The organism is Helicobacter pylori NQ4053 (assembly GCF_000274605.1).
GTDB classification, from domain to species: domain Bacteria; phylum Campylobacterota; class Campylobacteria; order Campylobacterales; family Helicobacteraceae; genus Helicobacter; species Helicobacter pylori_CV.
On record NZ_AKNV01000006.1, the window covers coordinates 494,053 to 508,359 of the forward strand.

General features: G+C 39.2%; 17 protein-coding genes, 1 rRNA gene and 1 pseudogene. 3 read left to right on the forward strand and 16 right to left on the reverse strand.

The window, feature by feature from the left end:
- Positions 1–140: 140 nt before the first annotated feature.
- From mnmE to AYS37_RS07555, 12 genes are all read right to left on the reverse strand, one after another.
- On the reverse strand, positions 141–1,493 hold the full coding sequence (mnmE, locus tag AYS37_RS07500) for a tRNA uridine-5-carboxymethylaminomethyl(34) synthesis GTPase MnmE (RefSeq protein WP_001874802.1): 1,353 nt from the start codon (positions 1,491–1,493) through the stop codon (positions 141–143).
- Positions 1,486–2,283: a Jag N-terminal domain-containing protein gene (locus tag AYS37_RS07505; RefSeq protein ID WP_001178838.1), complete on the reverse strand. Its 798-nt coding sequence runs from the start codon at positions 2,281–2,283 to the stop codon at positions 1,486–1,488. The genes mnmE and AYS37_RS07505 overlap by 8 nt, the downstream gene beginning before the upstream one ends.
- On the reverse strand, positions 2,283–3,929 hold the full coding sequence (gene yidC / locus AYS37_RS07510) for a membrane protein insertase YidC (RefSeq protein WP_000375766.1): 1,647 nt from the start codon (positions 3,927–3,929) through the stop codon (positions 2,283–2,285). Before yidC ends, AYS37_RS07505 begins: the two co-directional genes overlap by 1 nt.
- A 5-nt stretch (positions 3,930–3,934) precedes the next feature.
- On the reverse strand, positions 3,935–4,291 hold the full coding sequence (yidD, locus tag AYS37_RS07515; RefSeq protein WP_001245467.1) for a membrane protein insertion efficiency factor YidD: 357 nt from the start codon (positions 4,289–4,291) through the stop codon (positions 3,935–3,937).
- On the reverse strand, positions 4,278–4,763 hold the full coding sequence (gene rnpA, locus AYS37_RS07520) for a ribonuclease P protein component (protein WP_001112472.1): 486 nt from the start codon (positions 4,761–4,763) through the stop codon (positions 4,278–4,280). Before rnpA ends, yidD begins: the two co-directional genes overlap by 14 nt.
- Positions 4,723–4,857 carry a 50S ribosomal protein L34 gene (rpmH, locus tag AYS37_RS07525; RefSeq protein ID WP_001847286.1) on the reverse strand — a complete coding sequence of 45 codons (135 nt, stop codon included), beginning with the start codon at positions 4,855–4,857 and terminating at the stop codon, positions 4,723–4,725. The genes rnpA and rpmH overlap by 41 nt, the downstream gene beginning before the upstream one ends.
- A 71-nt stretch (positions 4,858–4,928) precedes the next feature.
- Positions 4,929–5,330, reverse strand: a complete 402-nt coding sequence (locus AYS37_RS07530; protein ID WP_000755082.1) for an ExbD/TolR family protein — start codon at positions 5,328–5,330, stop codon at positions 4,929–4,931.
- Between the two features lie 10 nt (positions 5,331–5,340).
- Complete coding sequence (gene exbB, locus AYS37_RS07535) at positions 5,341–5,793, reverse strand: TonB-system energizer ExbB (RefSeq protein WP_000661837.1); 453 nt, start codon at positions 5,791–5,793, stop codon at positions 5,341–5,343.
- 2 nt (positions 5,794–5,795) lie between these two features.
- The gene (gene smpB, locus AYS37_RS07540) at positions 5,796–6,254 is read right to left on the reverse strand and encodes an SsrA-binding protein (RefSeq protein WP_000766481.1); all 459 of its coding nucleotides are present in this window, start codon (positions 6,252–6,254) and stop codon (positions 5,796–5,798) included.
- Complete coding sequence (locus AYS37_RS07545) at positions 6,251–7,054, reverse strand: 4-(cytidine 5'-diphospho)-2-C-methyl-D-erythritol kinase (protein WP_000557922.1); 804 nt, start codon at positions 7,052–7,054, stop codon at positions 6,251–6,253. Before AYS37_RS07545 ends, smpB begins: the two co-directional genes overlap by 4 nt.
- Positions 7,054–7,284: a carbon storage regulator gene (locus tag AYS37_RS07550; RefSeq protein ID WP_000906446.1), complete on the reverse strand. Its 231-nt coding sequence runs from the start codon at positions 7,282–7,284 to the stop codon at positions 7,054–7,056. Before AYS37_RS07550 ends, AYS37_RS07545 begins: the two co-directional genes overlap by 1 nt.
- 17 nt (positions 7,285–7,301) lie before the next feature.
- Complete coding sequence (locus tag AYS37_RS07555; RefSeq protein WP_001874803.1) at positions 7,302–7,790, reverse strand: peptidylprolyl isomerase; 489 nt, start codon at positions 7,788–7,790, stop codon at positions 7,302–7,304.
- A 123-nt stretch (positions 7,791–7,913) separates the two neighbouring features.
- Between AYS37_RS07555 and AYS37_RS07560 the strand changes: the two genes are divergently transcribed.
- Together AYS37_RS07560 and AYS37_RS07565 are read left to right on the forward strand one after the other, a co-directional pair.
- The gene (locus AYS37_RS07560; RefSeq protein ID WP_000232332.1) at positions 7,914–8,693 is read left to right on the forward strand and encodes a hypothetical protein; all 780 of its coding nucleotides are present in this window, start codon (positions 7,914–7,916) and stop codon (positions 8,691–8,693) included.
- A 495-nt stretch (positions 8,694–9,188) separates the two neighbouring features.
- Positions 9,189–10,693 (forward strand): 16S ribosomal RNA (locus AYS37_RS07565).
- Between the two features lie 600 nt (positions 10,694–11,293).
- On the opposite strand, the gene AYS37_RS07570 is transcribed toward AYS37_RS07565, so the two are convergent.
- The 4 genes and pseudogenes from AYS37_RS07570 to AYS37_RS07585 form a co-directional block, all read right to left on the reverse strand.
- A complete protein-coding gene (locus AYS37_RS07570; RefSeq protein ID WP_001874805.1) occupies positions 11,294–11,719 on the reverse strand; it encodes a hypothetical protein in 426 nt (141 codons plus the stop codon).
- 9 nt (positions 11,720–11,728) lie between these two features.
- On the reverse strand, positions 11,729–12,187 hold the full coding sequence (locus AYS37_RS07575) for a hypothetical protein (protein ID WP_000923756.1): 459 nt from the start codon (positions 12,185–12,187) through the stop codon (positions 11,729–11,731).
- Positions 12,188–12,195: 8 nt separating this feature from the next.
- Positions 12,196–12,905 (reverse strand): annotated as a pseudogene (locus tag AYS37_RS07580) (toll/interleukin-1 receptor domain-containing protein).
- Positions 12,906–13,108: 203 nt separating this feature from the next.
- The gene (locus tag AYS37_RS07585; protein ID WP_000752198.1) at positions 13,109–13,357 is read right to left on the reverse strand and encodes a hypothetical protein; all 249 of its coding nucleotides are present in this window, start codon (positions 13,355–13,357) and stop codon (positions 13,109–13,111) included.
- 70 nt (positions 13,358–13,427) lie between these two features.
- On the opposite strand from AYS37_RS07585, the gene sppA reads away from it, so the two are divergent.
- The gene (gene sppA / locus AYS37_RS07590; protein WP_000269563.1) at positions 13,428–14,306 is read left to right on the forward strand and encodes a signal peptide peptidase SppA; all 879 of its coding nucleotides are present in this window, start codon (positions 13,428–13,430) and stop codon (positions 14,304–14,306) included.
- Position 14,307 lies beyond the last annotated feature (1 nt).

Sequence of the window (14,307 nt, forward strand, 5' to 3'; positions counted from 1 at the left end):
TATTTTAAACTAGCTCATTTTACCCCTTTTTGAAAAATGGCAGTATGGTTTTTTGCAAATACGGATACTAAACGGCGCTAATGGGTAAAAAGTCTTAAAAAGTAGCGCTAAAAAGGGTTTTATCCATTCTTTAAGCGGTTTCATTTGCCTAAGCAAAATTCGCTAAACATGCTATCAAGCATTTGGCTGGTTTCATAAGGGCGGGTGAGCAAGTTCAAGTTTTCTATCGCGCTTAAAATATGATAAGAAAAAAGCTCTAAAGTGTCTAAATGGCTTTTAGCGTTTTGCAATTCAGTAATGGCGTTTTCTAGGGCGGTTTTTTGGGCTAGGGAAGTGAGCAAAAGTTTGTTTTGAGTGTCTAGTTTGGGGAAAAACCCACTGATTTTTTGGCTCAAATCTTTCAAGCAAGCCTTGGAATTTAGGGTGTTGGTTTCTAGGATAGAATAAGGGATTTTAAGATAAGATTTTAAAATTTCAAGCTCTAGTTTGGGGGCTAGATCGTTTTTGTTCAAAACGACAATACAAGGCTTTTTAGCGCGATTAAGGGTGTCAATGATAGTAAAATCTTCTTTTTCTAGGGGTTTAGAAAGATCAAACACGCCTAAAATGATGTCGCAATTTTCTAAACTTTTAAGGCTTTTTTCAATCCCTAAACGCTCTATTTCATCCGTGCTCTCTCTAATGCCAGCCGTATCAATCAAGCGCACCTTATGCCCTTTTAGTTCAATGACTTCTTCTATAGTGTCTCTTGTCGTGCCTTTAATATCGCTCACTAAAGCCCTTTCTTCTAAAAGCATAGCGTTTAATAGGGAGCTTTTACCGGCATTGGGTTTGCCAACAATGCTTAAGGCATGCCCTTTGTTCCTTTGTTTTTGCGCGTTAGAAAAGTCTAACAAATCCTTAAAAGAGGCGATTTGTTTTTCTAAATTAAAAGACACTTCCTTTAAAAAATCGCTAGGGATGTCTTCTTCGCTATAATCAATCAAAACTTCTGAACTCGCCAAAAGCTTTAAAAGATTATTTCTGGCTTCTTCAATAAAAATTTTTAACTCGCCCTTAAGCTGCCTAGCCAGAGCGTTTAAAACGCTTTCATCTTCACAAAGGATGAGCTGAACGCTCGCTTCAATCTCGCTCAAATCCATTTTATGGTTTAAAAAGGCTTTTTTGCTAAATTCCCCCGCTTTAGCGAGCCTAGCCCCTAAATTCAAACAGGCTTGTAAGATATTTTGCGCTAAAAGGGGGCTTCCATGGCATTGGATTTCGCACACATCTTCACCGGTGAAACTATAGGGGGCTTTGAAATAAATGACTAGCGCTTTGTCCAATAAAACGCCATTAGAAAAAATATCGCACACGTAAGCGTATCTGGGGGTGAAGTCTTGTTTTTGGGTGAGTTGTTTGAGGATGTTTAGGGCGTTATGGCCGCTGATTTTAATGATGCTAATCGCTCCCTTGCCTAAAGGGGTAGCGATAGCGGCGATGGTGTCATTCATTGTTAAAGTCGTTGATAACGATGTATTTTTCATCGTTTAAGTTGGTTTTGATAGAAACATATTTGTTAGGGAACGCTTTTCGTAGTTTCTTTAAAGCGATATAGGTTAAAACGCCATCAGGGGCTTTCATCTGCCCTTTACCCACCTCATGCACGGTCATGATCACGCTTTGGAGTTGCGCTTCCATAACCTTTTCTTGGTTTTGTAAAAAAGTGGAGATTTCTAAGCGGATACTATAGCCATAAGTAGGGTGGATCCAATTAAAGAGCAAGTAAGAAAGGGCTTTGTAGCGATAACCCTTTTCGCCAATTAAAAGGGCGGAATCTTCGCCATCAATATCAATCAATAAAACCCCCGGTTCATAAAGGCTGACTTCCACTTTATTGATTTTATAGGGCAAGTGGGAGAATAAGTCTTTCAATTCTTGCTTAATTTCATGGAGTTTGTCTCCATTATGAGATTCTTCTTTAGGGTTTTTTTTAGGGGGTTTAGGGGTGATTCTTTCTTCTTGCGGTGTTTCTGTTTCTAAGTTTTGTTTTTTTTCTTCTATATTGTTTTGATGGATTTCTTTCGTGTTGGTTTCTTTAACGCTCTCTTCTTTAACCTCTTTAACGCTCTCTTTAACGCCCACTAAAATAATGGCTTCTTTTTTACCGATGTTTAAAAAACCTTTAGAGGGCGTTTGAATGACTTCGTATTGCAAATTAATAATGGGGCAATTCAAGGCGATAGAAGCTTGAATGAGGGCTTCTTCTAAGGTTTTGGCTTTGATTTCAATAAAATTTTGCATCAATGTTCCTTTTTGTTTTGCGCATGCATGCGTTTTTTATTCTCTAAGACTTTATTAATGATGAGTTGTTGCAACACCGAAAGGATGTTGTTCGTGGTCCAATACAAGACTAACCCTGCAGGGAAAGTGATTAAAAAGATTGTGAATAATAGGGGCAAGAGTTTAAAAATCTTTGCTTGCATGGGATCGGTCATGGTGTTTGGCGTAACGCTTTGGTGCCAATACATAGACGCTCCCATAAGAAGCGGTAAAATAAAATACGGATCCATGATGGATAAATCATAAATCCATAAGATCCACTCTGAGCTTTTCAATTCCACAGCGTTATAAAGCACTCTATAAATGGCAAAAAACACCGGGATTTGTAAGATTAAAGGCAGACAACCCCCTAATGGGTTAGCCCCATGTTTTTTGTAAAGCTGCATCATGTGGGCTTGCAACTTTTGGGGTTCGCCCTTGTATTTTTCTTGGAGTTCTTTCATTTTAGGGGCTAATTCCTTGAGCTTTTGCATGCTCACCATGCCCTTATAGCTTAAAGGATAAAGGATGATGCGCACGATAATCGTTAAAAGAATGATAGCCCAACCCCAATTACCCACGAATTGATACAAATAATCCAGTAAAACAAACACGCCTTTAGCAAAGAAAGTGATCAAGCCATACTCTATCACATCAGTGAGCATGGGTGAAATCGCTTTCAAAGAGCGGTAATCTTTGGGGCCAATATAGCCATGCAAATTCGCTTCATTTTTAAGAGAAATGAACCCTAAGGGGTTTTTAGTGCCGATTTCTGAATCAATTAAGGCTTCAAAACCTTGAGAATCTTTAGTGAAAAGCAAGGTGGTGAAATACCTATCCACGCTGGATAAAAAGAGGGTGTTAGAAAAGCGTTTGATTTCTTTAGCGTCTTTATCTTCAATTTTTTCAATTTTTTTGTCGTTGTTTTCTAAAAGCACGCCTGAAAAGGTGTAGCTGTCCAAATCAGCCACCGGCCTGTAACCATTGGTGATCACATAGCTAGGGATAAGGTTATTGGGCGATTTGAAGGCGATTTTTAAATCATAATGCAAATCATCATAGAAAGTCAGGGTTTTAATGATAGTAAGAGCGCCTAAATCTTGGGTTAAAACAAGCTGTTCATTAGGCCCAAGAGTGGTTTTTGAAGCGCTATAAGGGGTGTTGAACGCTTTGTTATTGAGCGTAGGGTCTAAAAAACGCACTTCTAAAGGCTTGAGTTTATCGGCTGCTAAAAGGGGGAGCTCTTTTAGGGGGGGTTGCGCGTTTTCTTTGGAGCTAAAAAGATGGCCCACATGCTCTAAAAAGCCCTTTTGTTTGGGGGTTAGATACTTTTTGTCCTTGAGATAAACCTGTTTGATGCGCCCTAAAGAATCAATTTCAATCCTGGCATGTTCAAAAGAAATGGTGCTTAACAAATTCTCTTGGGGGATGGTTTGAGTAACGCTAAAATGTTGGGCGTTGGGCGCGTTAGGACTTGTTGTTGTGTGGTTGTTGGTTGTTTCTTGCTTTGTGGTTTGGGTTGTTGTTTTGTTTGGTTTTTGGAAAAAATAGCTATAAAGAGCGATAAACAAGAAAGACAGAGCGATCGCTAAAATCAAGCGGAGATTATTATTGTTGTTTCTATCCATTGTGATTAAACCTTAATGATGTAGTAAGTTGTGCGGCTTTTTGTAGTAGGAACGAGCCAAAAAGTAATGGTTTTAAAATTGCGGTTAAAATCTTTATGAGATTGGAGCAAACTAGGGCGTTTCAAGCGAGTAGTAGGGTAAGCAATGCCCCCAGAGCAAAAAGGGTTGCATGAGAGTATCCTTAGAATGATCTTACCCATAGCGCTCAAAGGGTTTTCAAAACAGAGCAACCACAGAGCGTAGTTGGAGCAAGTGGGGTAAAACCGACAGCTTGAAAAAGTGAAAGCCGAAAAAAAGCGTTGGTAACCCTTAATTGATGCCGTAAAAATCGCACTCAAAAAAGGCGTTTTATTGTTTCGCATAGGTATGAGTTATTCCTTTTTTCAAGTCTTTTAAGGCTTTGTTCATATAGTTTTTAATGGAAGTTAGCATTTCTAAAAAATGTTTTTCTAAAGCCCAAAAATCCAAATGGTAACAATCGCTTCTAGGCACAAACACCAAAGCAAGCCCTTGACAAAGAGCGGCATGCTTTAATGTAAGCGAACGCAAACGGCGTTTGATAAGGTTTCGTTTCACGGCGTTGCCGACTTTTTTGGACACGCTCAAGCCTAATAAATAAAGCGTTTTTTTGTCTTTAAGCCTACAAAAGAGCGGATCTTTAAAGCCCGCTTTTTCTTTTGGCGACTCTTTTGACAAATCCAAAACAAAGAGCGAAAAAAAAGGGTTATGTTTTTTAAACCCCTTTTGATAAACCCTGTCAAACTCACTCTTGTTTTTTAAAGAGTCATAGGGTTTAGACGGAAAGCTTTTTTCTGCCCTTAGCTCGTCTGGCATTAATCACCTTGCGCCCGTTTTTGGTTTTCATTCTCACAAGAAAGCCATGGGTTCGCTTTCTTGGTGTGTTGTGTGGTTGGTAAGTGCGTTTCATTTAAAACTCCCTTGATAAAAATTAAACATAAACACAGATTTTAGCTAAAGAATGCTAAAAATTGACTAAAACTAATTTTTTTGATTCTTTTTATCTTCAACAAGAATGTAAAGCTGCTTCAAATTGTTCGTTTGCAATAAATCCACGACTTTGATAAAGTTATCCAAATTGCTTTTCTTATCGCCTTGCAAGACAATAGGGGTGTCTTTAGCCAAAGTGGAAACCTTGTGTTTTAAATTTTCAAAGCTGATTTCTTTATCGTCAAAATAAAAAGAACCCTTATTAGAAATGGCGATCGTAACTTGTTTTTTGTCCAACACGTCTTTAGAATCAGTGCTGTCTTTATCCACTTGAGGAATGCTGATAGGGAGCTTTGAAGTTTGCACAAAAGACGCCGTTGTAAGCACGATCACCAACAACACAAGCATGATGTCAATGAAAGGCACCACATTCATGGATTCTACTTTTTTCACCGCTTAATCCTTAGGCTTTGTTATAAATCTCATGGGATTGCGTGTCAACCGGGTGGTGGAAAATATCCCATTTGGTAACCAAAATCTCGCTTTTTCTCACGAGCAAGTTATAAATCACAATCGCAGGGATCGCTACCAATAACCCCATGCCGGTCGCCTTTAAAGCAAGGGCTAAATTAGTCATGATCGCTTTAGTGTCAATGCCAGAAGCGGATCCTAAATCCATAAAAGTGAGCATGATCCCCATAACCGTTCCTAAAAGACCGATATAAGGAGCGTTTGAGCCAATCGTGGCCACTAAAGTCAAGCGTTTGTGTAAGGCTAATTCCAGTTTACGCCTGTCTGTGTAGTCATCTACACGAAGAGTGGCAAAAAACCACAACCTTTCTATTGCGATCGCTATAACGATAACAGAGAGGAAGATCAAAAACCCTATAATCCCATAATCTACCATTTCTTTCATTATTATCCTTTAAAGTGGTGTTTTAAATCGGTAAGAATTTCTTTATTGAGCGCTTTTTCTTTAAGACTTTGTCTTTTGTCGTGCAATCTTTTTCCTTTCACTAAAGCAATTTGGATTTTAGCTCTATTTCTTTGGTTAAAATACAATTTCAATCCTACGATACTCAAGCGTTCTTTAGACGCTTCAATTTGCCATTTCAATAATTGCTTTTTGTGTAAAAGCAACTTACGCTCTCGCCTTTCATTGGGCTTGTAATACGCATGGATTGTATCTAAATATGATATATGAACACCAAATAAAAAAGCTTCTCCTTTGATTATTTTAACAAAATTATCTTTTAAATTCACCCTAGTTTGCCTTAAAGCCTTCACTTCAGAGCCTAAAAGCGCTAATCCCGCTTCTAAAGTTTCCAAAATTTCATAGTCAAAATAGGCTTTTTTATTGCTAGCAATGAGTTTCATTCGCCCCCTTTTTGCACAGGCTTTAGCCTAAAAAACGCACTCCCGCTCCCGCTAAAAAACCACTCCTTGCCTAATTCGCTTTCTATACTTCTTAAAGCTTGGTTAGTGAGTAAAGCCGGTTTTAAAAGATCGTTTAATTCGTTTCTATCATAAGTTTTTAGGCATTCTAAACTCGGTTTTTTAAGCCATTCTTTAGCTTGAGAAAAACAAGTTTTAGGCTTATAAGCTTGATAAACGGCTTTAGTGCTGCAAAAAACATGATTTGGCGCATAGATTTCTAGGCGATTTCCTAAAGACTCTTCTTCAAAATTTTCAATGACTTCGCCATAAGAAGTGGCGTTAGCGCTTTTGTATTGCGAGATGAAAAAGTTAGTGTCCGCGCCCACTAAAGATCCCATAGTATAAAGCTCTTCTAAACTCAAACGCCAGTCAAAAATCTGATTTAAATGATACAATAGCCCCCCAGCATCAGCGCTCCCACCGCCTAATCCGGCTTGAGTGGGGATGTTTTTTTCCACTTCAATCGCTAGGGTGTCTAGGGATTTGATGACAGAATGAGAGAAATTTTTTGATTTTAAAAAATTTTTTAAAATTTGGAGGGCTTTAAAGAGCGAGTTTTCTTCTAAAGGGCAGTCAAAATCCCCTTTTAGCGAAAAAGAAAGCGCGCTTTTGACGCTGATAATGTCTTTGAGCTTGTCTTTGACCAAACACATGCGAGAAATGAGCTTGTGGTAAGCCCCTTCTTTGTGAAGGATTTTTAAAAAAATATTGACTTTAGGATAAACTTCAAAAACATGCATCAAGGCTTAATGACCTTTTTGATGTTTTCTAACACGCTTTCATCTACGGAAGCAGAAGCTTTTTGGTTTTCGCTCACAATGGCCTCTTTGAGTTCAGCGCGCAAAATAAGGGTACTTTCAGGCGCTTCAAACCCTAAACGCACACTCCCTCTATCTATGGAAATGACTTTAATGTGGATATTATCATCAATGACAATCCCTTCATTAACTTTGCGGCTGAGTATGAGCATGTTTAATCTCTTGTTCCTTATAGAGAAGGGCTAAACACAACGCTCTCTATCATATCGCCTTGCTTGATTTTATCCAAGACATTAAGACCTTCTGCACTAGTGATCTTGCCAAACACGGTGTGTTCGCCATCTAAATGGGGCAAATCCACAAAACACAAGAAAAATTGACTCCCCCCTGTGTCTCTCCCAGCATGCGCCATAGAAATAGAGCCTCTTTTGTGCTTGTTGGGGTTATGGACCACTTCGCATTTGATGCGGTGTCCTGGCCCGCCTGTGCCTGTGCCATAAGGGCAGCCTCCTTGAGCCACAAAGCCGGCGATCACACGATGGAAATTAAGCCCATCATAAAAGCCTTCTTTAGCTAGAGTTACAAAGTTACTGACCGCTTGGGGCGCGTCTTTGTAAAAAAGCTTTAGAGCGATATTGCCCTTATTGGTTTTGATCGTGGCGTAAGCGGTTTTTGCAAGCTCTTCTTCTTTAATTTCATAAGTTTTAATTGGATCCATCATAAACCTTTGCGATAAGCTTTTGTCATTCAAATGATCTATTATAGCAACAAATTAAAACAAATGGTATTTTGGCCGATAGTGCCGTAGGATACTTTTGAAATTTAAGCGGTAAGTTTGATAATGGTGTTTTGGCATAAAAGATTAGCGGTTGGTTGTTGTATCGTTTTATTTTCATGCATGATGAACGCTAATAGCATTCAAATCGTTAGAGACGATCCGCCCCTTGATCCAACGCTCCCTGCATGGGTTTATTCTGTTGCGTTATTGAAGGTGTATTTTAGCGATGGGACTTATAAAGAAGGCTATGCGACTTTGCTCAAAAACGGGCGTTATATCGCTTCTTCTGAAACGCTTTATTCTAACGGCTTATACCCTAAAACGATTTTGGCCAAAATGCAAGACAGCAGCGCTAAAGAGCTGATTTGTATAGCTAGCCTACGCCTTGAAGCGATGGATAGGAATCAAGGGCTTTCGCTTTTAAAAACCGCCGATTTTAGAGACGATTATTGCCATAAAAGAGAAGAGAGCTATTATCATGCAAGGATTTACACAAAATACGCTCAAACTTTTCATTCAAATCCTTATACCGATCAAAAAGCACCCAATTCTGATCTCTACTACCCAGCGTTGAATGAGGGGAATTCTTTTTCTATACAGATAACGGGCATTTCTGTGGCTGAACTTTTGAAATCTAAAAAGTTTCTTTCGCTTGATAGTTCTTTTAAAAAGGGGAGCATGTTGTGGGGAGGGAGGCCCTATTTTAGCGAAGTAGGGGAGTTTATGGGAATGGCTAGCAGCACTTTAGAAAACCACGAAAGTTTGGTGATTATCCCTAAAGAAAAGATCGTGCAATTTTTAAGCGCTCTAAAAAATCAAAATATTTTCCCAAACATTCCATAGTTTAAGCAAACCTTAAGCTTTCTATGACTATACTTTCATTTCCTTGTTTCAGCAAGGGCTTTTAAAAAGTCGCTTGATACCTTACAAGGATAGCTGATTAAAAGCAAACGATCTTTGAAAACTAAGCAAATTGATAGAAGTTCTTTTTAAAGGGATATTCTAAATGATTTAAGGATAACTTATTTGAAAGAGTGAGGGTTTTTATAACTTTCATTCTTTTATAAGAAATTCTTATCCAACCAGTGCCAATCAATTTCATTGATTATGATGATTATATCATTATGATTGATGACTGATATGGCATGAGAGTATTTTTAGGTTAGCGTTTGGCTAAACCTTTTTAAAAAGTTTCTTTCTGTTTTGTTGTTGTAATACTTAAGAACACAACCCGTTTTATTCAATAATCAAATAAAACGAGTTCTTGTGATACGCTAAAGCTGTTGTTAGGAATAACAACAGCCTATCAAAAAACAAAAGAGCTTTGGGACAAACACTTTTATGGAGAGTTTGATCCTGGCTCAGAGTGAACGCTGGCGGCGTGCCTAATACATGCAAGTCGAACGATGAAGCTTTCTAGCTTGCTAGAAGGCTGATTAGTGGCGCACGGGTGAGTAACGCATAGGTTATGTGCCTCTTAGTTTGGGATAGCCATTGGAAACGATGATTAATACCAGATACTCCCTACGGGGGAAAGATTTATCGCTAAGAGATCAGCCTATGTCCTATCAGCTTGTTGGTAAGGTAATGGCTTACCAAGGCTATGACGGGTATCCGGCCTGAGAGGGTGAACGGACACACTGGAACTGAGACACGGTCCAGACTCCTACGGGAGGCAGCAGTAGGGAATATTGCTCAATGGGGGAAACCCTGAAGCAGCAACGCCGCGTGGAGGATGAAGGTTTTAGGATTGTAAACTCCTTTTGTTAGAGAAGATAATGACGGTATCTAACGAATAAGCACCGGCTAACTCCGTGCCAGCAGCCGCGGTAATACGGAGGGTGCAAGCGTTACTCGGAATCACTGGGCGTAAAGAGCGCGTAGGCGGGATAGTCAGTCAGGTGTGAAATCCTATGGCTTAACCATAGAACTGCATTTGAAACTACTATTCTAGAGTGTGGGAGAGGTAGGTGGAATTCTTGGTGTAGGGGTAAAATCCGTAGAGATCAAGAGGAATACTCATTGCGAAGGCGACCTGCTGGAACATTACTGACGCTGATTGCGCGAAAGCGTGGGGAGCAAACAGGATTAGATACCCTGGTAGTCCACGCCCTAAACGATGGATGCTAGTTGTTGGAGGGCTTAGTCTCTCCAGTAATGCAGCTAACGCATTAAGCATCCCGCCTGGGGAGTACGGTCGCAAGATTAAAACTCAAAGGAATAGACGGGGACCCGCACAAGCGGTGGAGCATGTGGTTTAATTCGAAGATACACGAAGAACCTTACCTAGGCTTGACATTGAGAGAATCCGCTAGAAATAGTGGAGTGTCTGGCTTGCCAGACCTTGAAAACAGGTGCTGCACGGCTGTCGTCAGCTCGTGTCGTGAGATGTTGGGTTAAGTCCCGCAACGAGCGCAACCCCCTTTCTTAGTTGCTAACAGGTCATGCTGAGAACTCTAAGGATACTGCCTCCGTAAGGAGGAGGAAGGTGGGGACGACGTCAAGTCATCATGGCCCTTACGCCTAGGGCTACACACGTGCTACAATGGGGTGCACAAAGAGAAGCAATACTGCGAAGTGGAGCCAATCTTCAAAACACCTCTCAGTTCGGATTGTAGGCTGCAACTCGCCTGCATGAAGCTGGAATCGCTAGTAATCGCAAATCAGCCATGTTGCGGTGAATACGTTCCCGGGTCTTGTACTCACCGCCCGTCACACCATGGGAGTTGTGTTTGCCTTAAGTCAGGATGCTAAATTGGCTACTGCCCACGGCACACACAGCGACTGGGGTGAAGTCGTAACAAGGTAACCGTAGGTGAACCTGCGGTTGGATCACCTCCTTTCTAGAGAAAAGCTTTTAATATTCGCTTATTGAAAGCCAAGAGTATTACCTGACAAAAGAACTTCTTGTTGCTTAGTTTTGAAAGATTGAGCTTATTCTTTCTTTTTTTTACTTCTTGATTTTGTTTAATTCTTGTTTGCTTATTGTTTGTTATTTCTTAATGCTTATATTTTTAGTTGTTGGTGTCTTTATATTTAATGTTTAATGTGTTTAGTTTACTTGTTGTTTGTTATTTCTTACTTATTGCGTTTTAATTTTTATGTCTTAATCGTTTGTTTTTTTACTGCTTATGGTTTTTTACTTGTTGTTTTTGTTGTTTCTTATTTCTTAATGTTTGATTTTTGCTTTTGGTGTTTTTGGTGGGTCTGAGCTGATTATGAATGCGTTTGGATTTGAAAATTCTGTTCTTATCAAGTATTGGTGTTTAAAGCCTTATTTTTATAGTTTTAAGTTTTATTTTATGGTGAAATTCATGAGAAATGGTGAAATTCATGAGAAAATAGGGGGTTATTTTGCGATACCCTAAATCTTAAAACGCTTCAAAAGTTATCGTTTGATTGGAGTCAAGTTGTTTTATAGCCAACACTCCATTGAAACAGAATCAAAAACAAAAACCATAGCCCACCAAGCAAAGACCTAACACCCAATAAGGGAAAAGGCTAAACGAAAACATGGAGCATAAGAATTGCACGCACCGGCAAGTTTGATGAGCAGGAAAGACTTCAAACAATCTTTCATCGGTTTTGAGCCTGTTTTCTATCAGCCATTGGTATTGCTCCCTAAACAACCTTTCTTGCGTGAGATAATAAGCGTCTAAAAGATAAAAACATGCTAACAACACCCCTAAAACGCATAACCCATAAGAATTAGAAATCGCTTCTATTTTAAGGGATAAGACACCCACAGCGAGCGCGAGTGTCCATTTCTTGCACTCTAAAGAATTTTGCGCCATTCTATTGATAACGCCTTGCAAGATTTTAAGCTCTTCTATAAGGATTTTTGCTCTGTCTTTTGGGGTATTTTCCATGTTTGATATTTATCTCTTAAAGTTAAAAGTCCAAGCGCCTTTGTCGGTTTTGACTCCAACTTCTATGAGATTTTGACACTTATAATGCGCTGTGAAACTTTCTCCAAATTTAAGGGTTTGAGGTTCCATCATCACACCCTTTTGCTCTAATTGAGAGAATTTATTCCGCATGCCTGCTAACGGTTTATTATCTTGAAAATACCAGTAATACCAGTACGCATTTGCTTTATCTTTAAAGTCTTGCACAGAAATTGATCGATCATATGCTTGAGAAAATCTGACGACACAATTACCCCGATTAAGCTTCACGCCTTGAATAGTAACGCTATCTGCTTTGGAGCTGATTTGAAACTCACTCTCACTATTCGCAATCATCCCAATCGGCGATTCACCGCCACTCCCACAGCCCACTAAATACAGCACCAAACAGCTCGCGCCCAGTAATTTTTGATAAGTTTCTAAAAGCATGCTTGTTCCTATGAATTGATTTGTTGCGATAGTTTGCTGAGGGTTATAGTCTCTAGATGTTTTAAAAATGGCGATATATCATGACTAACTTGAAAGCTCTCCATCATTATAGTTAAGCGACTCTCGCTGCTAATAGAATGAGCGATTCTTAATTCTTCATAAATCCATTCTGAATAAGTGATGCCTAATAGATCTTGATTAAGAGAAACACTATTCTTGCTTTGTAAAAACACGAAGTAAGGGCATTTTTTGATCATGTATTCTAAAGACTTTTTGAGAATGAGCGTGAAAGCGTCTTCAATCCCACTTATATCATCGTATTCTGCGTATTCTGCCAATTTGTTTAAGACATCGTCTTTATAATCCCAAAAGAGCGAGTCTATAAACACTTTGTGTTTTGTTTTGCTTTCCAAATAGTCTTTAACCTTTAAAGCCTTATTTTTATCCGCATGCGAATGCGATAGGAACACTTGAGCGTTTTTAGCTGCGGTTCGAACGGGCTAAAAAAGGCTTCTTTAATTTTATTGTGGTTTAAAATGATGTCATCGTTAGAATATGGAGCGTTTTTAATCAATTCATAAATCTTTTTGGCCGCTTCATTAACTTGACGGGCCTGGTTGTTAGAACAGCGTGTGCTGGATTTTAAAATACTTTGATTTTCACTACTATCTAAATCAACCCTAAAAGCTTTCGTGGTTTTTTTAATGTTTTCACTCATTCCAAACCTTTATAAATACGATTTTAAGTTCCCTTTAAAATCCTTTGATTATAGTAGACTTAGACTTAGCTTAAGAGTGCTTGAATTTTGGGGTGTTTGGGGTTGTTAGAATAACTAAAAACCACCGCTAAAAAAAGCCTTTTTGCAAACAAAAAGGGCGTAAAAATTTACACCCTAAAAGCGCAAAAAACAACAAATGCAATCTAAAAAACCTCTTCGCATGCCTTCTTGTCTTTATGGAGTAAGCATTCTTTTTGCAACTCAATAAAGCGCTTTTTCCTTTCTTCTTCAGTCATACCGCTAGGCTTTTCAATAGGGCGTGAAAGCTTTGAAGTGTGGGTATTGAATTTGGGCGCATACCCTAGTTTATTGACTGCATAAAAGCCTAAAGCGGCGATTAAAATAAAAATCCAATCTGTTTTTCTGATCTTAGGGCAAAATTTACACGCCATGATTTAATCCTTAAAACATTTGAAGTATAATACACTCTTATGGTCAAATTTTTAAGTCTAGGAAAACCGCATGTGGAGTTTCATTCAAAAAATCTTTAAGGCTTTAATCATTATGCCTTTAGATTTTATCACGAAGTATTTCAAATCGTTTGTGCTGTTATTGATTGTGTTAGTCTTTTTTAGCGCTAAAGAAAGCGCGCCAAGCGAACCGCCCAATCTCGCTAAACTCTATTTAAATGGGGCGATTTTTAGCACCGATGATTTTGACAAAGAAGTGGATAAAATCCTAAAAACCCCTAGCATTAAGGGCGTTTTGCTTTTGATTGACTCTCCTGGTGGGGCGGTGTCAGCGAGCGTGGAATTGAGCGAAAAAATCGCTGATTTGAAGCAAAAAATGCCCGTTTTAGCGTATGCTAGGGGGGTTATGGCGAGCGGGAGCTATTATGCGGGCATGCAAGCGAGCGAAGTTTATGCCTCTAAAGCGAGTTTGATAGGATCCATTGGGGTGATTTTTTCAGGCGCGAATGTGGAAAATTTGCTCAATAAAGTCGGCGTAGCCACTCAAGGCGTGCATGCGGGCGAATACAAAGAAATAGGCACTTTCACCAGAGCGTGGAAACCCAACGAAAAAGATTTTTTGCAAAATTTAGTCAATGAGCAATACCAAATGTTTGTGGATGATGTCGCTAAAGCCAGAAAATTAAACGCTAAGGATTATAAGGATTTTGCTGAAGGGAAGGTCTTTAGCGCTCAAAACGCTCTAAAATTAAAACTCATTGATAAAATCAGCACGATCAAACAAGCCCAAGATCGCTTAATGGAATTGAGTAAGGTTAAAAAAGCTTATTGGCTAGAAAAAAGCCCTATGGAGCGCTTCATTGAAAAAGCCACGCAATCAGCGAGTAGTATCATCACGCAAGCCTTTGGCTATCAATTATTGATGAGATGAA

Bases quoted from the DNA above. Each gene is read 5' to 3' on its own strand.
- yidD (WP_001245467.1), bottom strand. From the start codon at position 4,291: ATGCGAAACAATAAAACGCCTTTTTTGAGTGCGATTTTTACGGCATCA.
- AYS37_RS07575 (WP_000923756.1), bottom strand. From the start codon at position 12,187: ATGCTTTTAGAAACTTATCAAAAATTACTGGGCGCGAGCTGTTTGGTG.
- mnmE (WP_001874802.1), bottom strand. From the start codon at position 1,493: ATGAATGACACCATCGCCGCTATCGCTACCCCTTTAGGCAAGGGAGCG.
- AYS37_RS07570 (WP_001874805.1), bottom strand. From the start codon at position 11,719: ATGGAAAATACCCCAAAAGACAGAGCAAAAATCCTTATAGAAGAGCTT.
- AYS37_RS07585 (WP_000752198.1), bottom strand. From the start codon at position 13,357: ATGGCGTGTAAATTTTGCCCTAAGATCAGAAAAACAGATTGGATTTTT.
- sppA (WP_000269563.1), top strand. From the start codon at position 13,428: ATGTGGAGTTTCATTCAAAAAATCTTTAAGGCTTTAATCATTATGCCT.
- rnpA (WP_001112472.1), bottom strand. From the start codon at position 4,763: ATGCCAGACGAGCTAAGGGCAGAAAAAAGCTTTCCGTCTAAACCCTAT.
- smpB (WP_000766481.1), bottom strand. From the start codon at position 6,254: ATGAAACTCATTGCTAGCAATAAAAAAGCCTATTTTGACTATGAAATT.
- AYS37_RS07505 (WP_001178838.1), bottom strand. From the start codon at position 2,283: ATGCAAAATTTTATTGAAATCAAAGCCAAAACCTTAGAAGAAGCCCTC.
- yidC (WP_000375766.1), bottom strand. From the start codon at position 3,929: ATGGATAGAAACAACAATAATAATCTCCGCTTGATTTTAGCGATCGCT.
- exbB (WP_000661837.1), bottom strand. From the start codon at position 5,793: ATGAAAGAAATGGTAGATTATGGGATTATAGGGTTTTTGATCTTCCTC.
- rpmH (WP_001847286.1), bottom strand. From the start codon at position 4,857: ATGAAACGCACTTACCAACCACACAACACACCAAGAAAGCGAACCCAT.
- AYS37_RS07555 (WP_001874803.1), bottom strand. From the start codon at position 7,790: ATGGATCCAATTAAAACTTATGAAATTAAAGAAGAAGAGCTTGCAAAA.
- AYS37_RS07550 (WP_000906446.1), bottom strand. From the start codon at position 7,284: ATGCTCATACTCAGCCGCAAAGTTAATGAAGGGATTGTCATTGATGAT.
- AYS37_RS07545 (WP_000557922.1), bottom strand. From the start codon at position 7,054: ATGCATGTTTTTGAAGTTTATCCTAAAGTCAATATTTTTTTAAAAATC.
- AYS37_RS07560 (WP_000232332.1), top strand. From the start codon at position 7,914: ATGGTGTTTTGGCATAAAAGATTAGCGGTTGGTTGTTGTATCGTTTTA.